Source organism: Porphyrobacter sp. AAP60 (assembly GCF_001296025.1).
Taxonomy (GTDB): domain Bacteria; phylum Pseudomonadota; class Alphaproteobacteria; order Sphingomonadales; family Sphingomonadaceae; genus Erythrobacter.
Genome location: NZ_LJHV01000001.1, coordinates 65,743 through 81,883 on the forward strand (window position 1 = coordinate 65,743; position 16,141 = coordinate 81,883).

Genomic DNA, 16,141 nt, shown 5'->3' on the forward strand with positions numbered 1-16,141 from the left:
TCGTTCCCTGCTAACCAGCCGCAAAGCCGAATGTGCCACTGCGGTTTGCTTTTCATCCCGCCAGCGCATCGTTTTGGCCGCTCCTCGGGGGCGACCCTGATCCATGTGGGCCAAAATGAAAGGCCGCCGGATCGCTCCGACGGCCTTTTATTCTTGACGCTGCAAACCGGCTTAATGCCCGCCGGACGGATCGGCGAAGTGGTTGGGCAGGTGGGCGTTCACCACACCGCCATCCACCGTCAGCGTTTCGCCCACCACATAATCGCCCGCGCGGCTGCACAGGTAGATCGCGGCGGCGGCCATATCTTCGGCCGTGCCGATACGCTTGGCCGGGATTCCCGAAGCCGACGCATCAGGTGCGTCCTTGGCGGCCTTGTTCATCTCGGACGGGAAAGCCCCCGGCGCGATCGAGGTGACCACGATATTGTCCTGGATCAGCCGCGCCGCCATGCGCCGGGTCAGTTGGATCACCGCCGCCTTGGACGCCTGATAGGCATAGGTTTCCCACGGGTTGATCCGCTGGCCATCGATCGAGGAGACGTGAATAACCTTGGCCGGATGCCCGGACTTGCCGCCTGCAACCAGCAGATCATGCAGTTTCTGCGTGAGGAAAAACGGGGTCTTGACGTTCAGATCCATCGTCCGGTGCCAGCCTGCCTCGGAAAATTCGAGATACGGCTGGCCCCACGCAGCGCCCGCATTGTTGATGAGGATATCCAGCCGGGTCTCGCGGTCGGCAAGTTCTGCGGCCAGAGCCTTCATGCCGTCCATCTGGCTGAGATCGGCTTGGATGCCGATCACGCGGTCTGCCCCGAACTCGTCGATCGTATCCTGCATCTGATCGATCTTGCGCGCCGAGATGTAAACCTTGGCGCAGCCCGCGGCGAGCAGGCCTTCGACGAACATCTTGCCGATTCCGCGGCTGCCGCCGGTAACCAGCGCGATGCGACCTTCGAGGCTGAAGAGTGATTGAATGTCCATGATTTAATATCCGCTCAAGGTCGCCACGCGGTTTGCGTGGAAATAGGCATCGCCCAGAAATTCGGCCAAAGCACGGTCGCGCTTCATGTACAGGCCGATGTCGTATTCATCGGTCATGCCGATGCCGCCGTGCATCTGCACGCCTTCCTGCACTGCAAGGCGCGCGGTCTTGGCAACCTTGGCCTTGGCGACGCTCGCCATCAGATCGGCGTGGGCCGAACCGCCATCGAGCAATTGCTGCGCCTTGATGGTGACAGCGCGGGCAATCTCGACCTCGGAATAGAGGTGGCTGGCGCGGTGTTGCAGTGCCTGAAACTCGCCGATCAGCTTTCCGAACTGCTTGCGCTGCTTGAGGTAATCGACCGTCAAGTCCATCGCGCCGCGCGCCACGCCCACGCCTTCGGCTGCCGCACCGACGCGGCCTGCCATCAGCATCGCATCCAGCACGGCGCGGCCACCGTCGATTTCGCCGATCACGGCATCACCGTCGAGCTCGACGCCGTCGAACTTCGTATGGGTCGCCATCGAGGAATCGACAAGCCGCACTGCATCATGGCTCATGCCGCTGGCGTCCTTGGGCACGGCGAAAAGCGTGATCCCGTCCGCGTCCTCATCCGAACCGGAAGTGCGCGCGGCGACTACGATCATGTCGGAACTGCTGCCGTGAATGACAAAGCTTTTCGCGCCGGTCAGCCGGAAGCCGTTGCCCGACTTTTCGGCGCGGGTGGTGATCCGGTCGGGACGGTGCTTGGCGGTCTCGTCAATTGCGACGGCGAAGACAGAATCGCCCGCAATCAGCCCCGGCAGGTAGCGGCCCTTCAAGTCATCCGAACCGTGCTTCAGCGCAGTCGCGGCCAGCACCGACGAAGTCAAGAACGGCGACGGGGTCAGGTTGCGGCCGATTTCTTCCAGCACGATCCCGGCTTCGACATGGCCCATTCCCAGCCCGCCGTCGGCTTCTTCCACCAGCATCCCGGTGAAGCCCATTTCGGCCATCTGCTTCCACAAGCCGTGGCCGAAGCCGTCCTTGCAATCGCGGTCGCGCCAGTGGCGCAGTTGCTTGGCGATGTTGCCTTCTTCGGCGATAAAACCGCGCGCGGTGTCGGCGAGCATCGCCTGATCTTCGTTATGATACAGGGGCATTCGAATTTCCTCTCCCAATTCTCCCCTCCCGCTTGCGGGAGGGGAGTGAGACTTGGCCGCGCCAGCGGCCTAGTCGCAACGGGGTGGGCCTGCGAGCGATCGCACTTGCCCACCCCCGACCCCTCCCGCTGTTCCAAATTGACGGTTGGCCGCGGCCAACCTTTGGCGGGAGGGGAGATTAATGGATCAAGCCCCCGGCAGATCAAGGATGCGCTTGGCGATGACGTTGAGCATGACCTCGCTTGTGCCGCCTTCGATCGAATTTGCCTTGGTGCGCAGCCATGCCTTCGACGGCTTGCCGTTCTCGGTCGCTTCGCTTTCCCATTCGAGCGAGCGGCTGCCGCCGACTGCCATCACCAGCTCGTGACGGCGCTTGTTCAGTTCGGTCCCTGCGTATTTCATCATGTTCGGCTGCGCGGGGTGCGCCTTGCCGACCTTGATTTCATCGAGGAACTTCTCGCCCATCGCGGCATAGGCCAGCGCATCGACATCGAACATCGCAAGTTCGGCACGCAGCACCGGGTCGATTTCGTCGCCGGTCTTGGCCGAATGGCGCGTCATCGCCGCGCCGATCGCCGCTGTGCGATCCCCGCCATCTGCGCCCGAGATCATCTCGCGTTCGTGGCCGAGCAGATATTTGGCGACATCCCAGCCGCGATTGATCTGGCCGACATAGGCCGGGCAATCATCGCCATAGGATTTGGGCACCGCGACATTATCGAAGAAGGTTTCGCAGAAAGGCGAACTGCCGCTGATCAGCAGGATCGGCTTGGTCGACGCCCCTTCGCTGGCCATGTCGAACAGCATGAAGGTGATGCCCTGGTACTTGTCCGTTTTATCTGTGCGAACAAGGCAGAAAATCCAGTCGGCCTGATCGGCGTAAGATGTCCAGACCTTCTGGCCATTGACGATCCAGTGATCGCCCTTGTCTTCGCCAAAGGTCTGCAACGACACCAGATCGCTGCCCGATCCCGGTTCGGAATAGCCCTGACACCAGCGGATTTCGCCGCGCGCGATTTCATTCAGGATGCGTTGCTTTTGCCCTTCGGTGCCGAAGTGCAGCAGCGCCGGGCCGAGCATCCAGATGCCAAAGCTGCTGAGCGGCGGACGCGCATTGATGCGGCCCATTTCCTCGCGCAGCACCTTGGCTTCGGCCGGGCTCAGGCCAGCCCCGCCATAGGCCTTGGGCCATGAAGGCACGGTGTAGCCCTTGGCCACACAGGCTTCCAGCCAGGCCTTTTGCGCATCGTTCTTGAAGGTGGCGCGGCGACCGCCCCAATAGATGTCGCTTTCATCACGCACCGGCTCGCGCATTTCGGCCGGGCAGTTTGCCTCAAGCCAGCTGCGCGTTTCGCTGCGGAATGTCTCCAGATCGGCCATGCCGAGTCTCCTCTCTATTAAGCTCCCACTTGACGCTTACGTTAGTGGCATTTGCCCAAGGCCTGCAAGCATTGTTCAACGCGGCGCCAGCCCGGCGCGGATGCCGTAGCGTCAGCGGGTGCGCGATTGACGGATGCCGCAATCGGTCTAGGTTCGAAACTGAAATTGGGAGAGAGAATTTGCCGGGACTCGGCGGGCTGAATGCCACCATAGGTGACTGCGCGTGAGCACAGGTGCCGGGTTAATTGCAGGCAAGTTACCCATGCGGCTGAAGCTGATTCAGGGCTTTGGCGCTGTGGCTTTCGGTGTGAAAGACAACGGTTTTTCGTTCTTTCTGCTGATCTTCTACAATCAGGTTCTGGGCATGGATGCGGCCCTTGTCAGCTTTGCGCTGCTGATTGCGCTGCTGGTGGATGCGGTGGTCGATCCGATTCTGGGCAACCTTTCGGATCGCACCTACACCCGCTGGGGCCGCCGCCTGCCCTGGCTTTATGCGGCGCCCATTCCGCTGGCTTTTGCATGGGTGATGATGTGGAGCCCGCCTGCGGGCGCAGCACCGAGTTTTGGCGGGCTGGTGGCGATTGCCATTGCGGTGCGGGTGCTGCTTTCGGCGTGCGAGGTGCCTTCGATCAGCCTCGTCCCCGAAATCACCGCCGATTATGACGAGCGCACCACCCTGTTCCGTTACCGCGCGCTGGGCGGATGGATTGGCGGGCTGGGCATGATGGTGCTGGCTTACACCGTGTTCATGCCGGGGCCGGAAGGTCTGCTTCAGCGCGAAGGCTATTATGCTTTCGGCGTGTTCGGCGCGATATTGATGGCCGTTTCGGTGATCGGATCGGCCATCGGCCAGCACAATCTGGTCGCGCGCCTGCCAGCCACCAAGCCTGCCCCGTTCACGATTGCAGGTGCCTTTGCCGAAATCCGCGAAGCCTTTTCCGAACGCGCCTTCCTGATCTTTGCCGCTGGCGGACTTGCAGCCTATGTCCATCAGGGGCTCAATTTCTCGATCACCAATTACATCAACCTGTTCGTCTTGCAGCTCACCCGCAGCCAGCTGATGTTCTTTCCGCTGGTTTTGCTGGGCGCGGTGGTGCTGATGTTCGTGACGATCGGCCCGCTGCACCAGCGGCTTGGCAAGGCGAAGGCGGCAGGGTTTGGCATGATTGCCGGCACGTTGCTGGGAATGGTGCCCTACACGCTGCTTTTGACCGGATTCTGGCCCGCGCCCGGCAGCACGGCATCGGCAGCGCTGTTCTTCGGTTTTGCGATGATCGCCACCGCACTCGGCATCATCTCGCTGGTATCGGCGACTTCGATGATCGCGGAAATTGTCGAGGCGTTTGAAGAACGCACCGGCAGGCGCGCGGAAGGATCGTTCTATTCGGGCAACTGGCTGGTGCAGAAATGCGCGACCGGCGCGGGGATTTTCCTGTCCGGCCAGATCATCGCCTTTTCGCAGCTGGCCCCCGATGCTGTGCCCGGCAGTGTCCCGCAAGGCGTGTTGACCAGTTTGCTGCTGTCTTATGGCGGCGCAATGCTGGTGCTGGCGGTCATTTCCGCGTGGTGGCTGGCGCGGTTCCCGATCACCCGCGAAGAGCACGAGGCGCGGGTCAACCGGCTGGCCGAACGCCGGTTGCGGGACATTCGCAATGCCGTAACGGCAGCGCCCGATGCCCCTACCCCACCAGTGATGATCACCCCCGCGCCCCACAAATGAGAGCTTGGCGGGCGCACGAGGCTCTGCCACGGTCGCCTGAAGATTCGCCAAAGATTTGGTACCTATTGACGGACGAGAGAGGAACACCCCCATGGATTTCGAACCCACCGAACGCCAGCTTTACTGGTCTGGTCGCGTGCGCGATTTCATCGAAGCGCACGTGCGCCCCAATATGGCGATCTATGATCAGCAGGAGCATGAGGGCGAACGCTGGAAGGTGCTGCCGATTGTCGAGGAAACCAAGGCCAAGGCCAAGGAAGCCGGCATCTGGAACCTGTTCATGCCGCCGCGCAATGACAGCCATCATCATGTCGATGATACGTTCGAATTCGAAGGCCCCGGCCTCACCAACCTCGAATATGCGATGTGTGCCGAGGAAATGGGCCGCATCGGTTGGGCTTCGGAAGTGTTCAATTGCTCCGCGCCCGATACCGGCAACATGGAAGTGTTCCACCGCTATGGCACCCGCGAACAGAAGGACGCATGGCTGCGTCCCCTGATGAACGGCGAAGTTCGTTCGGCCTTCCTGATGACAGAGCCGAACACGGCATCGTCCGACGCCACCAATATCGAAACCCGGATCGAACGTGACGGCGATTATTACGTCATCAACGGACGCAAGTGGTGGTCTTCGGGCCTCGGCGATCCGCGCTGCAAGATCGCTATCGTGATGGGCAAGACCAATCCCGATGCCCAGCGTCACGCGCAGCAATCGCAGATCCTGATGCCGATCGACACCCCCGGGGTGAACATCCTGCGCCACCTGCCGGTGTTCGGCTATGACGATGCGCCGCACGGCCACATGGAAGTGGAGATGGTGAACGTCCGCGTTCCCGCCTCGAACATCCTGCTGGGCGAAGGGCGCGGGTTCGAGATCGCGCAGGGCCGCCTCGGGCCGGGCCGCATCCACCACTGCATGCGCACCATCGGCGCGGCGGAAGAGGCGCTGGAGAAGATGTGCCGCCGCCTGCAGGAACGCGAAGCCTTCGGCAAGCCGGTGTACAAGCATTCGGTCTGGGAAGAACGCGTCGCGCGCGCCCGCATCGATATCGACATGACCCGTCTGCTCTGCCTCAAGGCGGCAGACATGATGGACAAGGTCGGCAACAAGGCGGCCAAGCAGGAAATCGCGATGATCAAGGTGCAGGCCCCCAACATGGCGCTGCGGATCATCGACGATGCGATCCAGGCGCACGGCGGCGGCGGCGTTTCGGACGATTACGGCTTGGCCAAAAGCTACGCCAACCAGCGCACCCTGCGACTGGCTGACGGGCCGGATGAAGTCCACGCGCGCTCGATTGCGCACATGGAGTTCGCCAAGCACGCACCGCGTCCCGGCCCCACGGCCAACGCCCTGCGCGGCGATCATGGCCGCGTTGTCAATGAAACCCAGAGCTTCAGCTCGGGCGACATGGGCGTGGCTCGCTGATCGGAGCGCGCTAAGCAACCCTCAATACAGCCGTTCGTGCTGAGCTTGTCGAAGCACTGTATTTTTTCTTGAACCTGAGCTGCGAAGGAAGAACGGCCCTTCGATAGGCTCAGGGCGAACGGAGTTTGCTTGTGGCAAAAGCCGCCATCCTTGAAGCACCCGGCAAGGGCCTGACCATTGCCGAAGTGACCTATGCCGATCCCGGCCCGCATGAAGTGCTGATCGACACCAAGGCCTGCGGGCTGTGTCATTCCGATCTGCACTTTATCGACGGGCACTATCCCCACGCGCTCCCGGCTATTCCGGGGCATGAGGCTGCGGGCATCGTCCGGGCGGTCGGCAGCGAAGTACGCACGGTAAAGCCGGGCGATCACGTCGTTTCCTGCCTGTCCGCCTTCTGCGGCCATTGCGAGTTCTGCGTGACCGGTCGCATGGCCTTGTGCCTTGGTGGTGATACCCGGCGCGCCAAGGGCGAAGCGCCGCGTATTGCCTTCGGCGATGGTGCACCTGTCGCACAGATGCTCAACCTTTCGGCCCTGTCCGAACAGATGCTGATCCACGAACACGCCTGCGTTGCGATTGACAAGGACATGCCATTCGATCGCGCCGCGCTGCTCGGCTGCGCGGTGACGACCGGTGCGGGAACGATCTTCAACGCCTGCAAGGTCACGCCGGGCGAAACTGTGCTGGTGGTCGGCTGCGGCGGGGTGGGCCTTGCCGCGATCAATGCCGCGAAAATCGCAGGCGCGGGCAAGATCATCGCCGCCGATCCGCTGCCCGAAAAGCGCGAATTGGCCAAGGTGCTGGGCGCGACCCACACCGTCGATGCGCTGGCGGATGATGCGGCCAAGCAGATCATCGCCATCAGCGGCGGCGGGGTCGATTGGGGGATCGAGGCGGTGGGCCGTCAGGCGTCTGCCGATCTCGCGGTCGCATCGCTCAAGCGCGGCGGCACCGCTGTGATCCTCGGCATGATGCCATTGGATTGCAAGGTCGGCCTTGGCGCGATGGACCTGCTCGGCGGCAAGAAGCTGATGGGCGCGATCATGGGGATGAACCATTTCCCCGTCGATCTGCCGCGTCTGGTGGATTTCTATCTGCGCGGGCTGCTTGATCTCGATACGATCATTGCCGAGCGGATCAGCCTCGAACAGGTCAACGAAGGCTTCGATACGATGCGCAAGGGCACGTCTGCCCGCACGGTGGTGGTGTTCGACTGATGGCAGAAGCAGGCAACATCGATTACGATAGCGCGATGGTCGGCACAGTCGAAGTGACCGAGAAGGACGCGCTTGATCTCGGCACCTTGACCCGCTGGTTTGAAGCCAATGTCGAAGGCTTCGAAGGCCCGATCAGCTACACCAAGTTCAAGGGCGGCCAATCGAACCCGACCTATCGGATCGATACGCCGGGAGCCTCCTATGTGCTGCGCCGCCAGCCCTTCGGCAAGCTCTTGCCATCCGCCCACGCCGTGGATCGCGAATATGCCGCGATGACGGGGCTGTATCCCACCGGTTTTCCCGTGCCGCGTACCTATGGGTTGTGCGAAGACCCGGAGGTGATCGGATCGAAGTTCTTCGTGATGAGCATGGCCGATGGCCGCTCCTTGTGGAACGGCGCCCTTCCCGGCCTCGATCCGGACGAACGCCGCGCGCATTACCATGCGCTGATCGACACCATGGCCGATCTGCACCTTAATCAGCCCGACGCCATCGGCATGGGCGATTACGGCAAGCCCACCGATTATTGCGCCCGGCAGATCGCCCGCTGGAGCAAGCAGTACAAGCTTTCCGAAACCGAACATATGCCGGAGATGGAGCGGCTGATCGAATGGCTGCCGCAGACCATCCCGCCGCAGCACGGATCAAGCGTGGTGCATGGCGATTACCGGCTCGATAACGTGATCTTCCACAAGACCGAACCCCGCATCATCGCCGTGCTCGACTGGGAGCTTTCGACACTGGGCGATCCGGTTGCCGATTTCAGCTACCTGATGCTCAACTGGTATCAGCCCGCTGACGGGCGCGCCGGTCTGTCCGGCCTCGATCTCGAGGCGCTGGGCATCCCCACCGTCGAAGAAGCGGTGGAACACTATGTGGCGCGAACCGGATACCCCGTCCCGCCGATGGACTGGTATTTCGCCTATAACCTGTTCCGCCTCGCAGGCATCATGCAGGGGATCAAGAAACGCGTGATCGATGGCACCGCGTCTTCCGCCCATGCGCAATCGATGAGCGAACGGGTGCGGCCGCTGGCTGAACGCGCGCATCAATTCGCAATCGCCGCAGGGATGCCCGCGTAATACTTGCCGCCGACCTGCGCGAAGGCTAAGCGGTCGCCCGATTTCCGACCAACTTCCGTTCGCCCTGAACTTGTCGAAGGGCTGCACTTCACTTCCGGCTCCGGTCCAGAAGAAGGATAGTCCTTCGACATGCTCAGGACAAACGGGGATGGAAGTGTTTCTGGAGAACGCCATGAGTGACGACCTGATTGCCGCCATCGAAGCCGCGTGGGAAATCCGCGCCGAGGTCTCACCCGGCCACGAGGTGCGCCATGCTGTCAGTGATGCTCTCGCGCTGCTCGACAGCGGCGAAGCACGCGTCGCCGAGCCTGACGGAAATGGCAGCTGGAAGGTCAACCAATGGCTCAAGAAGGCTGTGCTGCTCAGTTTCCGCCTCAACGATAACCGCGTGATCGAAGACGCCGCGGCGAGCGCGCCTGCCTATGACAAGGTGCCGCTCAAATTTGCCGGTTGGGGCGATAACCGTTTCAAGGAAGCCGGTTTCCGCGTGGTGCCGGGCGCGGTTGTGCGGCGCGGCGCGCATATTTCCAAGGGCGTCGTGCTGATGCCGAGCTTCGTCAACATCGGCGCCTATGTCGGCGAAAACACCATGATCGATACCTGGGCCACTGTCGGCTCATGCGCGCAGATCGGGGCGAACGTGCATATTTCCGGCGGCGCAGGCATCGGTGGAGTGCTTGAACCGCTTCAGGCCGAACCCGTGATCATTGGCGACAACGCCTTCATCGGTGCCCGCGCCGAAGTGGCCGAAGGTGTGCGCGTGGGCGAAGGCGCGGTTCTTTCGATGGGTGTTTACCTCGGCGCTTCGACCAAGATCGTCGACCGCGCCACGGGCGAAGTACACATGGGCGCCGTGCCGCCCTTTGCCGTGGTTGTGCCCGGATCGATGCCGGGCAAGCCGCTGCCCGATGGCACCATGGGGCCAAGCCTCTATTGCGCCGTCATCGTCAAGACAGTGGACGCGCAGACCCGCTCCAAAACCGGCATCAACGAACTGCTGCGCGACTGATTGCGAGATTGCGATGGAACAAGGCTAGCCCGGTCTGGGTTATGGTTGGTTGAAGAATAGCAGGAGTTTTTAATGTCCGATCACAACCGCCAGACCCGTATCGACGAAACAGATGCCAGCGCTGGCAGCAAAAGCGGTACGGTTCGCTGGGTGCTGGGGATCAGCCTCACTCTGGCAATTGTTGCACTGACCATCATCTGGGTAACCGGCGCACTGACGCAGGATGATGTGGAAAGCGCGGGCACTGCCACCGGTCGCCTGGAAGCGCAGCGCGAACAAGCCGCGCCCGATGCCAGCTCGATCGACGGCGTGGTGACAGATCAGGGCGCTGCGACAGGCGCTGACCAGTGAGCAACAGCTTCCGCACCGGCCAGCACGTCAGCTGGAAGTGGGGACAGGGCAAGGCGACCGGCCAGATCAAGGAGCGCTTCGAACGCGAAGTGACCCGCACGCTCAAAGGTTCGGAAATCACCCGCCAGGGCGACTCCGACAACCCGGCATACCTCATCAAGCAGGATGATGGTGACGAGGTGCTCAAACTCGGCAGCGAAATCGAGGCCGAAGGGTAAATCCATCGGAATTTGCACAACCCGGCGCAAACCGGGAACGATCTGCCGCCCCAGGATTTGATTGACGTTAGGGAAGGCGCTTCCCTAACGTCAACCGGGATTGGGAGAGCGAAAATGATCGATCACGAGAAAATCGTCAGCATCACCGATGAGGCGGCACGCGGCGCTGTAAGCAATACCGGCTTGCGGTATGTGCTGGCCTTCAGTCTGGCGTTTACGGTGATCGCAATGAGCCTGGTCTGGATCATTCCCGCACTCGCCCGCGCGGCGCATTGATCAATCCGGCTTTACGGGCCGGTTGATCAGCGTTTCGATCGCCGGCTCACCCCTGACACTGGCCGCATAGGCCTCCGCCGCGCGCATCACGCGCAGCGCGTTGCGGCTGGCGATCATCTCGAGCTCTGCCTGAGAATAGCCGCGCCGCGCCAGTTCGGCGAACAGCAACGGATAACCGCGCACGTCCTCGAAGCCCACGGGGCCCGATGGCATCCCGTCAAAATCGCCCCCGATACCGATGGATTCCACGCCGGCAATCTTGCGGATATGGTCGATATGGTCGGCCATGTGCCCGATGGTCGTGGCAGGTTCGGGATTGGCCTTGTCCCATGCGTCCATCGTTGTCTTCACCGTTTCGGGCTGCCCCTGAAACAGCGCCTTCAACCGTGCCTCCTCTGCCGATCGCTTTGCAAACCACTGCCGCCGCTCTTCATTCAGGAAGCCGGACAGCGCCACCACCATGACAATACCGCCATTATCAGCCAGCCGGGCCAGCACGCTGTCGGGCACATTGCGCGGGTGGCCGTTGATCGCACGCGCACCGGAATGGCTGAAGATCACCGGAGCACGCGCCGCGTCCAGCGCATCCATCATCGTCGCTTCGCTGACATGGCTGAGATCGACCAGCATGCCGATGCGGTTCATTTCGCGCACCACGTCCACCCCGAAAGGGCTCAGGCCGTCAAACTTGGGCGTATCGGTCGCCGCGTCGGCCCACGGCGTGTTGCTGTTATGGGTCAGCGTCATAGAGCGCGCGCCGAGCGCATAAAGCTGGCGCAGCACGCCAAGGCTCGATCCGATCGAATGGCCGCCCTCCATGCCCAGCAATGATGCGACCTTGCCATCGACGATGGCACGTTCGACCTGATCGGCGGTTTCGGCATAACGCAGGCTTTGCGGATAGCGCGCGATAAGCCGTTTGGTCACGTCGATCTGTTCGATCACCTGCTGCACGGCCTCTGCCTCGTCAGGGTTGGACGGGACATAGACCGACCAGAACTGCGCGCCCACCTTGCCTTCGGCCAGCCGCGCCAGATCGGTCTGCATCACCGCACCTTGCGGGTGGGCCTCGCCGGTATCGGTCGTGTCCTCGAAATCGAAACCGTTGATCTGGTTCGCCACCCGCGCCCGCAGCTGATTGGGAACATCATTGTGCCCGTCGAATACCGGCGCAGCATCAAGCGCGGCATTTGCCGTGGCCGTGGCGGCGTCAACCGGCGCTTCCTGCGCGGCGAGCGGGCTCGCAAGCACGAGCGCGGCGATCATGGCGAGGCGCGAGGGCGCGATAAGTTGCATGGGGTAGGCTCCCGAAGCTAGAGCGCCCGCACCACCGGGACTGGGGGCAGGCGAGGATACAGCCATGAGTGATAGCGCGGCAGCACTGATCGAACAATTGGGCCTGATCGCCCATCCCGAAGGCGGATGGTACCGCGAAACCTGGAGAGGCGAGCCCGGGCCGGATGGCCGCGCCAGCGGCACCGCGATCATCTTTCTGCTGCGCGCTGACGAATCGTCGCACTGGCACACTGTCGATGCCGCCGAACTGTGGCTGTGGCAGGCGGGCGATCCACTGGAATTGCGGCTTTCCGATGATGATGTAGGGCCGGCGCGGTCGGTGATCCTCGGCAGTGATGTGGGCGCGGGCCAGCAATTGCAGGGCGTGGTGGCACCAACTGAATGGCAGGCAGCGCGCCCATATGGCGATCCGCGTCACGGTTATAGTCTGGTTTCCTGCGTGGTTGTGCCGGGGTTTGATTTTGCCGGTTTCACGCTTGCCCCGAAAGGGTGGGAACCGGGAACAGGAGGCACCGCATGATCCGCTCACTCCTGCGCTGGGTGCTGGCGGCTTTTTATGGGGTAGCGGGTGTGATCCACCTGATCCTGCCAGCACCCTTCCTCACCATCACGCCCTTATGGGTGCCTGCGCCGGATTGGGTCGTGCTGCTGACGGGCGTCGCTGAAATCCTCGGAGCCATCGGACTGGTGCAGCCGTTTTCGCCGCGTTTGCGGCGGGCGGCGGGTTGGGGGCTGGCGCTTTATGCGCTGTGCGTATGGCCAGCCAATATCAACCATTTCATGATGGATATGGCACGGCCCGATGGCGGGCTGGGCCTTGCCTATCATGTGCCGCGCATGTTCGCCCAGCCGGTGATCATCTGGCTGGCATGGTGGGTCAGCCGGGAACCGAAGGGCGCCTGAAAAAACAAAACGGCGCGCAACCCCCGAGTGGGATCGCGCGCCGCTGTTGAACCGGCTCCGCCAAAAAGACGGAGCAATCGGTTTAGCTGAGGTGCTTGGACACCGCAGCCGTCATCTTGAACATCGAGATCTGGTCCTTGCCGATCACCGCGCCAAGCTTGGCATCGGGATTGATCTGACGCTTGTCCTTGGTATCCTGCAGGTTGTTCGCCTTGATGTATTCCCACACCTTCGAAGTCACCTGGGCGCGGGTCATCGGGCCCTTGCCGATCACCGCTTCGAGATCACCCGAAAGCGTTACCGGCTTCTGCAGTGCATTGGTCGATCCAGCCATCATCTACTCCCTTATGTAAGTGGCAGGTTAATCAGATATCATCATCTTCCCAGCCTGCATCGTCGTCCCCGCCCCCTGTGAAAGTGGCGTGGAGCACTGCGCAGGCCGTAATCGTCCCTTGCAGCGATGCAAGCAGTTCCGCTCGACCCGCGCCGGGCATCAGCACCAGCGGCAGGTCGGTCGCGAACAGTTGAAACACATAATGGCGCGTCTCACCCTCGGGCGGGTCCGGCAGCAGCCATTCGGAATTGCCGACGGCGTTCTTTCCGGTGCGCGGCGGTGCTTCGCCTTCCAGCAGCTTGCCGCGCTGCCCGGCGAGGCCCCAGACAAGCCAGTGGCACGCGGGTTCTGCCCCGGTCGATGTTGCATCTTCGACCACCAGCACCAGTTCCTGCGAACCTGGCGGCGGCGCGCTCCATTCCAGAGGCGGGGCGACCGCATCTTCTTCAGTTGCAGTAAAACTGGGATCAAGCTCGTCGCCAGTGCGAAAAGCCGGGCTGGTGAGCGAAAAGCTGCCGCGCGCCATCGTCTGCGCCGAACCCAGCTTCGCTATCGCGAGGCCGGAATGGCGCGCGGGTGCGGGCACGTGAGGTGCAAGCCAATCGGGAAAATCAGTCATGATTCTGTCGCTTCATCTCCGCCGTGCTAGTCCAGCCCGCCTCAAGAAACGAGGCTTCAAACGCCAGTTTTCGCCGGTTTCTGAGGAAAACCCTGCAAATGCAGGCAAAATGGTCACGCTTTTGGGCAAATTGATGCCTTCCGGCGGTTCCGATCCTTGCTCTCGCGCCAGCAAAAATGCATCTCCGTCACGTGGGCAAGCGTAATTGGGCAGTCCCCTTTCTGCCCGCAAGCCCCCTTTCTGCCCGCAAGCACGGAGTTGCCGATAGTGATTCATGCCGGTCGCACTGCATTGAGCCTCGTTCTTGCTATCAGTCTTGCCGCTTGCGGCGGGGGCGGATCGTCGAGCACGCCGCCGACCGGCGGCGGTGGTAGCGGTGGCGGCGGCGGCGGAGGGACCGGCGGAACCCCAACGCCCACGGCCTGTTCACTGCGCGCCCAGCAGGACTTTGCCGATAGCGTCCTCAGCGAATGGTATCTGTTCCCCGATTTGCTGGCCAATGCCAATCCGGCCTCTTTCAGCGACCTTCAGGCCTATCTGGACGCACGGGTCGCCCCTGCCCGCGCGCAGAACCGCGACCGCGGCTTTACTTTCGCCACCTCGATTGCAGAGGAGAACGCGCTCATCAATTCCGGATCGAGCGCAGGGTTCGGCGTTCGTCTGGTTTACGATACCGCCGCACGCCGTGTGTTTGTGGCAGAGGCCTATGAAGGCGCGAGCGGGCTGGCCGCGGGCCTGGACCGGGGGAGCGAGATCGTGGCGATCGGCACCACCAGCGCCGACCTTCAGACCGTGGCGAGCCTGTTTGCCAGCGGCGGCACGCAGGCGGTTGTCAATGCCATCGGCCCGTCCACTCCCGGCACGGCGCGGGTGTTGCGCTTTGTCCAGCCCGATGGCGCGACGATCGAACGCAGCATCACCAAAACGGATTTCGCGCTTGATCCGGTGTCGGATCGCTATGGCGCGGTGATCCTCAATGATGGTGGCAAGCGGGTCGGCTATCTCAATCTGCGCACCTTCATCGTATCGGACGCAGCGAACCAGTTGCGCGCAGCCTACGGCCAGTTTGCCGGACAAGGTGTGACAGAGCTGATTATCGATCTGCGTTACAATGGCGGCGGATTGGTGAACGTGGCCGACACGATGGGCGACCTGATGGGCGCCGGGCGCATCGGCCAGGTATGGAGCCGCACGGTGCTGCGCGCATCCAAGGCAGCACAGAACGAAACCCGCGCCTTCCGCAGCGAAGTGAACGCGATTGCCCCTACCCGCATTGCCTTCATCACAACCCGGTCCAGCGCTTCGGCAAGCGAGCTGGTTGCCAACAGCATGATCCCCTATCTCGGCAACAACATGGCCTTGGTGGGCAGCGACAGTTTCGGCAAGCCGGTGGGGCAGTTCGGATTTGATCTCACGGCCTGCGATCTGCGGGTGCGGGCGGTGACGTTCCAGACAGTCAATGCCAACAATCAGGGCGAATACTTCACCGGCCTCGGCAGCGTGGTGCCGAACACCTGCCGCGCCGGAGACGACCTGCTCCGCCCGCTTGGCGACCCGCGTGAGGCATCGATTGCGGCGGCGCTGGACTTTCTGGGCGGGCGGACATGCACCGCCTTTACTGCCAGCGCGCAAAGCGGTGTCAGCGGCGCCGCTTCTCAGGGCCAGAGCACGCGCCAGGGGCTTAATTTGCCAGAACGTGAACTGCTCCAGCCGCAGCGACCCAATGCGGCGCAGCACGACCTTCCCGGCCTGTTCTGATCAGAGCCCTTCGGGCACCGTGGCAAAGCTGGGGGTATCGCCCAGATCGACCCAGTTCTGCTTGCTTTTGGCATAGCAATGAAACGCAGGCTTCAGGATGCTGGTATCGTCCAGCGTCCCGGCCTTGATGAACATCATCCCCGGCGGGGTATCGACGCGGGTGAAGACCGGCGATCCGCAGGTGCCGCAGAACTGCCGCCGCACGGTCGCGCCGCTATCGCCGGTGTCGTTATAGGTGGTAAGCTCGCCTTCAAAGGCGACTGCCGCTTCGGGCACGCCGATGATGACCGATAGGGCGCTGCCCGCCTGCCGCTGGCAATTCTTGCAATGGCAGGTCACGCACAGCAGTGGATCGGAATCGCAGCTATAGCGAACCTTGCCGCACAGGCAGCCTCCGGTAATCGACATGACCTCTCCCCCCT

At 62.4% G+C, this 16,141-nt stretch carries 18 protein-coding genes; 11 read left to right on the plus strand and 7 right to left on the minus strand.

Annotated elements, in window-relative coordinates:
* Positions 1-171 precede the first annotated feature (171 nt).
* The 3 genes from IP79_RS00320 to IP79_RS00330 form a co-directional block, all read right to left on the minus strand.
* Entirely contained in the window at positions 172-981 is an 810-nt protein-coding gene (locus IP79_RS00320) for an SDR family oxidoreductase (RefSeq protein ID WP_054117275.1), read from the minus strand.
* 3 nt (positions 982-984) lie between these two features.
* Positions 985-2,124 carry an acyl-CoA dehydrogenase family protein gene (locus IP79_RS00325; protein ID WP_054117276.1) on the minus strand — a complete coding sequence of 380 codons (1,140 nt, stop codon included), beginning with the start codon at positions 2,122-2,124 and terminating at the stop codon, positions 985-987.
* Positions 2,125-2,310: 186 nt separating this feature from the next.
* Complete coding sequence (locus IP79_RS00330; RefSeq protein ID WP_054117277.1) at positions 2,311-3,504, minus strand: acyl-CoA dehydrogenase family protein; 1,194 nt, start codon at positions 3,502-3,504, stop codon at positions 2,311-2,313.
* A gap of 262 nt (positions 3,505-3,766) precedes the next feature.
* Here IP79_RS00330 and IP79_RS00335 point away from each other — a divergent pair, with 262 nt between their 5' ends.
* The 8 genes from IP79_RS00335 to IP79_RS15335 all read left to right on the plus strand — a co-directional run bounded on the left by IP79_RS00335 (position 3,767) and on the right by IP79_RS15335 (position 10,809).
* Complete coding sequence (locus IP79_RS00335; protein WP_054117278.1) at positions 3,767-5,224, plus strand: MFS transporter; 1,458 nt, start codon at positions 3,767-3,769, stop codon at positions 5,222-5,224.
* Positions 5,225-5,315: 91 nt separating this feature from the next.
* Positions 5,316-6,653, plus strand: coding sequence for an acyl-CoA dehydrogenase family protein (locus tag IP79_RS00340; protein WP_054117279.1), 1,338 nt, complete (start codon positions 5,316-5,318; stop codon positions 6,651-6,653).
* Positions 6,654-6,784: 131 nt separating this feature from the next.
* On the plus strand, positions 6,785-7,873 hold the full coding sequence (locus tag IP79_RS00345; protein ID WP_054117304.1) for a Zn-dependent alcohol dehydrogenase: 1,089 nt from the start codon (positions 6,785-6,787) through the stop codon (positions 7,871-7,873).
* On the plus strand, positions 7,873-8,955 hold the full coding sequence (locus IP79_RS00350) for a phosphotransferase family protein (RefSeq protein ID WP_054117280.1): 1,083 nt from the start codon (positions 7,873-7,875) through the stop codon (positions 8,953-8,955). The genes IP79_RS00345 and IP79_RS00350 overlap by 1 nt, the downstream gene beginning before the upstream one ends.
* Before the next feature lie 172 nt (positions 8,956-9,127).
* Positions 9,128-9,964 carry a 2,3,4,5-tetrahydropyridine-2,6-dicarboxylate N-succinyltransferase gene (gene dapD / locus IP79_RS00355; protein ID WP_054117305.1) on the plus strand — a complete coding sequence of 279 codons (837 nt, stop codon included), beginning with the start codon at positions 9,128-9,130 and terminating at the stop codon, positions 9,962-9,964.
* 72 nt (positions 9,965-10,036) lie between these two features.
* A complete protein-coding gene (locus tag IP79_RS15330) occupies positions 10,037-10,315 on the plus strand; it encodes a hypothetical protein (protein ID WP_054117281.1) in 279 nt (92 codons plus the stop codon).
* Positions 10,312-10,533, plus strand: a complete 222-nt coding sequence (locus tag IP79_RS00365) for a DUF2945 domain-containing protein (RefSeq protein ID WP_054117282.1) — start codon at positions 10,312-10,314, stop codon at positions 10,531-10,533. The genes IP79_RS15330 and IP79_RS00365 overlap by 4 nt, the downstream gene beginning before the upstream one ends.
* A 114-nt stretch (positions 10,534-10,647) precedes the next feature.
* Positions 10,648-10,809, plus strand: a complete 162-nt coding sequence (locus IP79_RS15335) for a hypothetical protein (protein ID WP_156317983.1) — start codon at positions 10,648-10,650, stop codon at positions 10,807-10,809.
* On the opposite strand, the gene IP79_RS00370 is transcribed toward IP79_RS15335, so the two are convergent.
* Positions 10,810-12,105, minus strand: coding sequence for a dipeptidase (locus IP79_RS00370; RefSeq protein ID WP_054117283.1), 1,296 nt, complete (start codon positions 12,103-12,105; stop codon positions 10,810-10,812). It lies immediately after the preceding gene.
* A 64-nt stretch (positions 12,106-12,169) separates the two neighbouring features.
* Between IP79_RS00370 and IP79_RS00375 the strand changes: the two genes are divergently transcribed.
* Positions 12,170-12,625 carry a cupin domain-containing protein gene (locus tag IP79_RS00375; protein ID WP_054117284.1) on the plus strand — a complete coding sequence of 152 codons (456 nt, stop codon included), beginning with the start codon at positions 12,170-12,172 and terminating at the stop codon, positions 12,623-12,625.
* Entirely contained in the window at positions 12,622-13,008 is a 387-nt protein-coding gene (locus tag IP79_RS00380; protein ID WP_054117285.1) for a DoxX family protein, read from the plus strand. Before IP79_RS00375 ends, IP79_RS00380 begins: the two co-directional genes overlap by 4 nt.
* Positions 13,009-13,090: 82 nt before the next feature.
* Here IP79_RS00380 and IP79_RS00385 read toward each other — a convergent pair whose 3' ends face one another.
* Together IP79_RS00385 and IP79_RS00390 are read right to left on the minus strand one after the other, a co-directional pair.
* Complete coding sequence (locus tag IP79_RS00385; RefSeq protein WP_054117286.1) at positions 13,091-13,345, minus strand: SWIB/MDM2 domain-containing protein; 255 nt, start codon at positions 13,343-13,345, stop codon at positions 13,091-13,093.
* A 28-nt stretch (positions 13,346-13,373) separates the two neighbouring features.
* Positions 13,374-13,961 (minus strand): YbhB/YbcL family Raf kinase inhibitor-like protein, encoded by a 588-nt coding sequence (locus tag IP79_RS00390; protein ID WP_054117287.1) that lies wholly within the window; start codon positions 13,959-13,961, stop codon positions 13,374-13,376.
* A gap of 267 nt (positions 13,962-14,228) precedes the next feature.
* Here IP79_RS00390 and IP79_RS00395 point away from each other — a divergent pair, with 267 nt between their 5' ends.
* On the plus strand, positions 14,229-15,719 hold the full coding sequence (locus IP79_RS00395) for a S41 family peptidase (RefSeq protein WP_324608153.1): 1,491 nt from the start codon (positions 14,229-14,231) through the stop codon (positions 15,717-15,719).
* On the opposite strand, the gene IP79_RS00400 is transcribed toward IP79_RS00395, so the two are convergent.
* On the minus strand, positions 15,720-16,127 hold the full coding sequence (locus tag IP79_RS00400; RefSeq protein ID WP_054117288.1) for a GFA family protein: 408 nt from the start codon (positions 16,125-16,127) through the stop codon (positions 15,720-15,722). It lies immediately after the preceding gene.
* Positions 16,128-16,141: the final 14 nt, after the last annotated feature.

Excerpts from the sequence above, each read along its gene's own strand:
- IP79_RS00320 (WP_054117275.1), bottom strand. The coding sequence starts at position 981 with ATGGACATTCAATCACTCTTCAGCCTCGAAGGTCGCATCGCGCTGGTT.
- IP79_RS00380 (WP_054117285.1), top strand. The coding sequence starts at position 12,622 with ATGATCCGCTCACTCCTGCGCTGGGTGCTGGCGGCTTTTTATGGGGTA.
- IP79_RS00375 (WP_054117284.1), top strand. The coding sequence starts at position 12,170 with ATGAGTGATAGCGCGGCAGCACTGATCGAACAATTGGGCCTGATCGCC.
- IP79_RS00400 (WP_054117288.1), bottom strand. The coding sequence starts at position 16,127 with ATGTCGATTACCGGAGGCTGCCTGTGCGGCAAGGTTCGCTATAGCTGC.
- IP79_RS00390 (WP_054117287.1), bottom strand. The coding sequence starts at position 13,961 with ATGACTGATTTTCCCGATTGGCTTGCACCTCACGTGCCCGCACCCGCG.
- IP79_RS00340 (WP_054117279.1), top strand. The coding sequence starts at position 5,316 with ATGGATTTCGAACCCACCGAACGCCAGCTTTACTGGTCTGGTCGCGTG.
- dapD (WP_054117305.1), top strand. The coding sequence starts at position 9,128 with ATGAGTGACGACCTGATTGCCGCCATCGAAGCCGCGTGGGAAATCCGC.
- IP79_RS15330 (WP_054117281.1), top strand. The coding sequence starts at position 10,037 with ATGTCCGATCACAACCGCCAGACCCGTATCGACGAAACAGATGCCAGC.
- IP79_RS00335 (WP_054117278.1), top strand. The coding sequence starts at position 3,767 with ATGCGGCTGAAGCTGATTCAGGGCTTTGGCGCTGTGGCTTTCGGTGTG.
- IP79_RS15335 (WP_156317983.1), top strand. The coding sequence starts at position 10,648 with ATGATCGATCACGAGAAAATCGTCAGCATCACCGATGAGGCGGCACGC.
- IP79_RS00385 (WP_054117286.1), bottom strand. The coding sequence starts at position 13,345 with ATGATGGCTGGATCGACCAATGCACTGCAGAAGCCGGTAACGCTTTCG.
- IP79_RS00370 (WP_054117283.1), bottom strand. The coding sequence starts at position 12,105 with ATGCAACTTATCGCGCCCTCGCGCCTCGCCATGATCGCCGCGCTCGTG.
- IP79_RS00325 (WP_054117276.1), bottom strand. The coding sequence starts at position 2,124 with ATGCCCCTGTATCATAACGAAGATCAGGCGATGCTCGCCGACACCGCG.
- IP79_RS00330 (WP_054117277.1), bottom strand. The coding sequence starts at position 3,504 with ATGGCCGATCTGGAGACATTCCGCAGCGAAACGCGCAGCTGGCTTGAG.
- IP79_RS00350 (WP_054117280.1), top strand. The coding sequence starts at position 7,873 with ATGGCAGAAGCAGGCAACATCGATTACGATAGCGCGATGGTCGGCACA.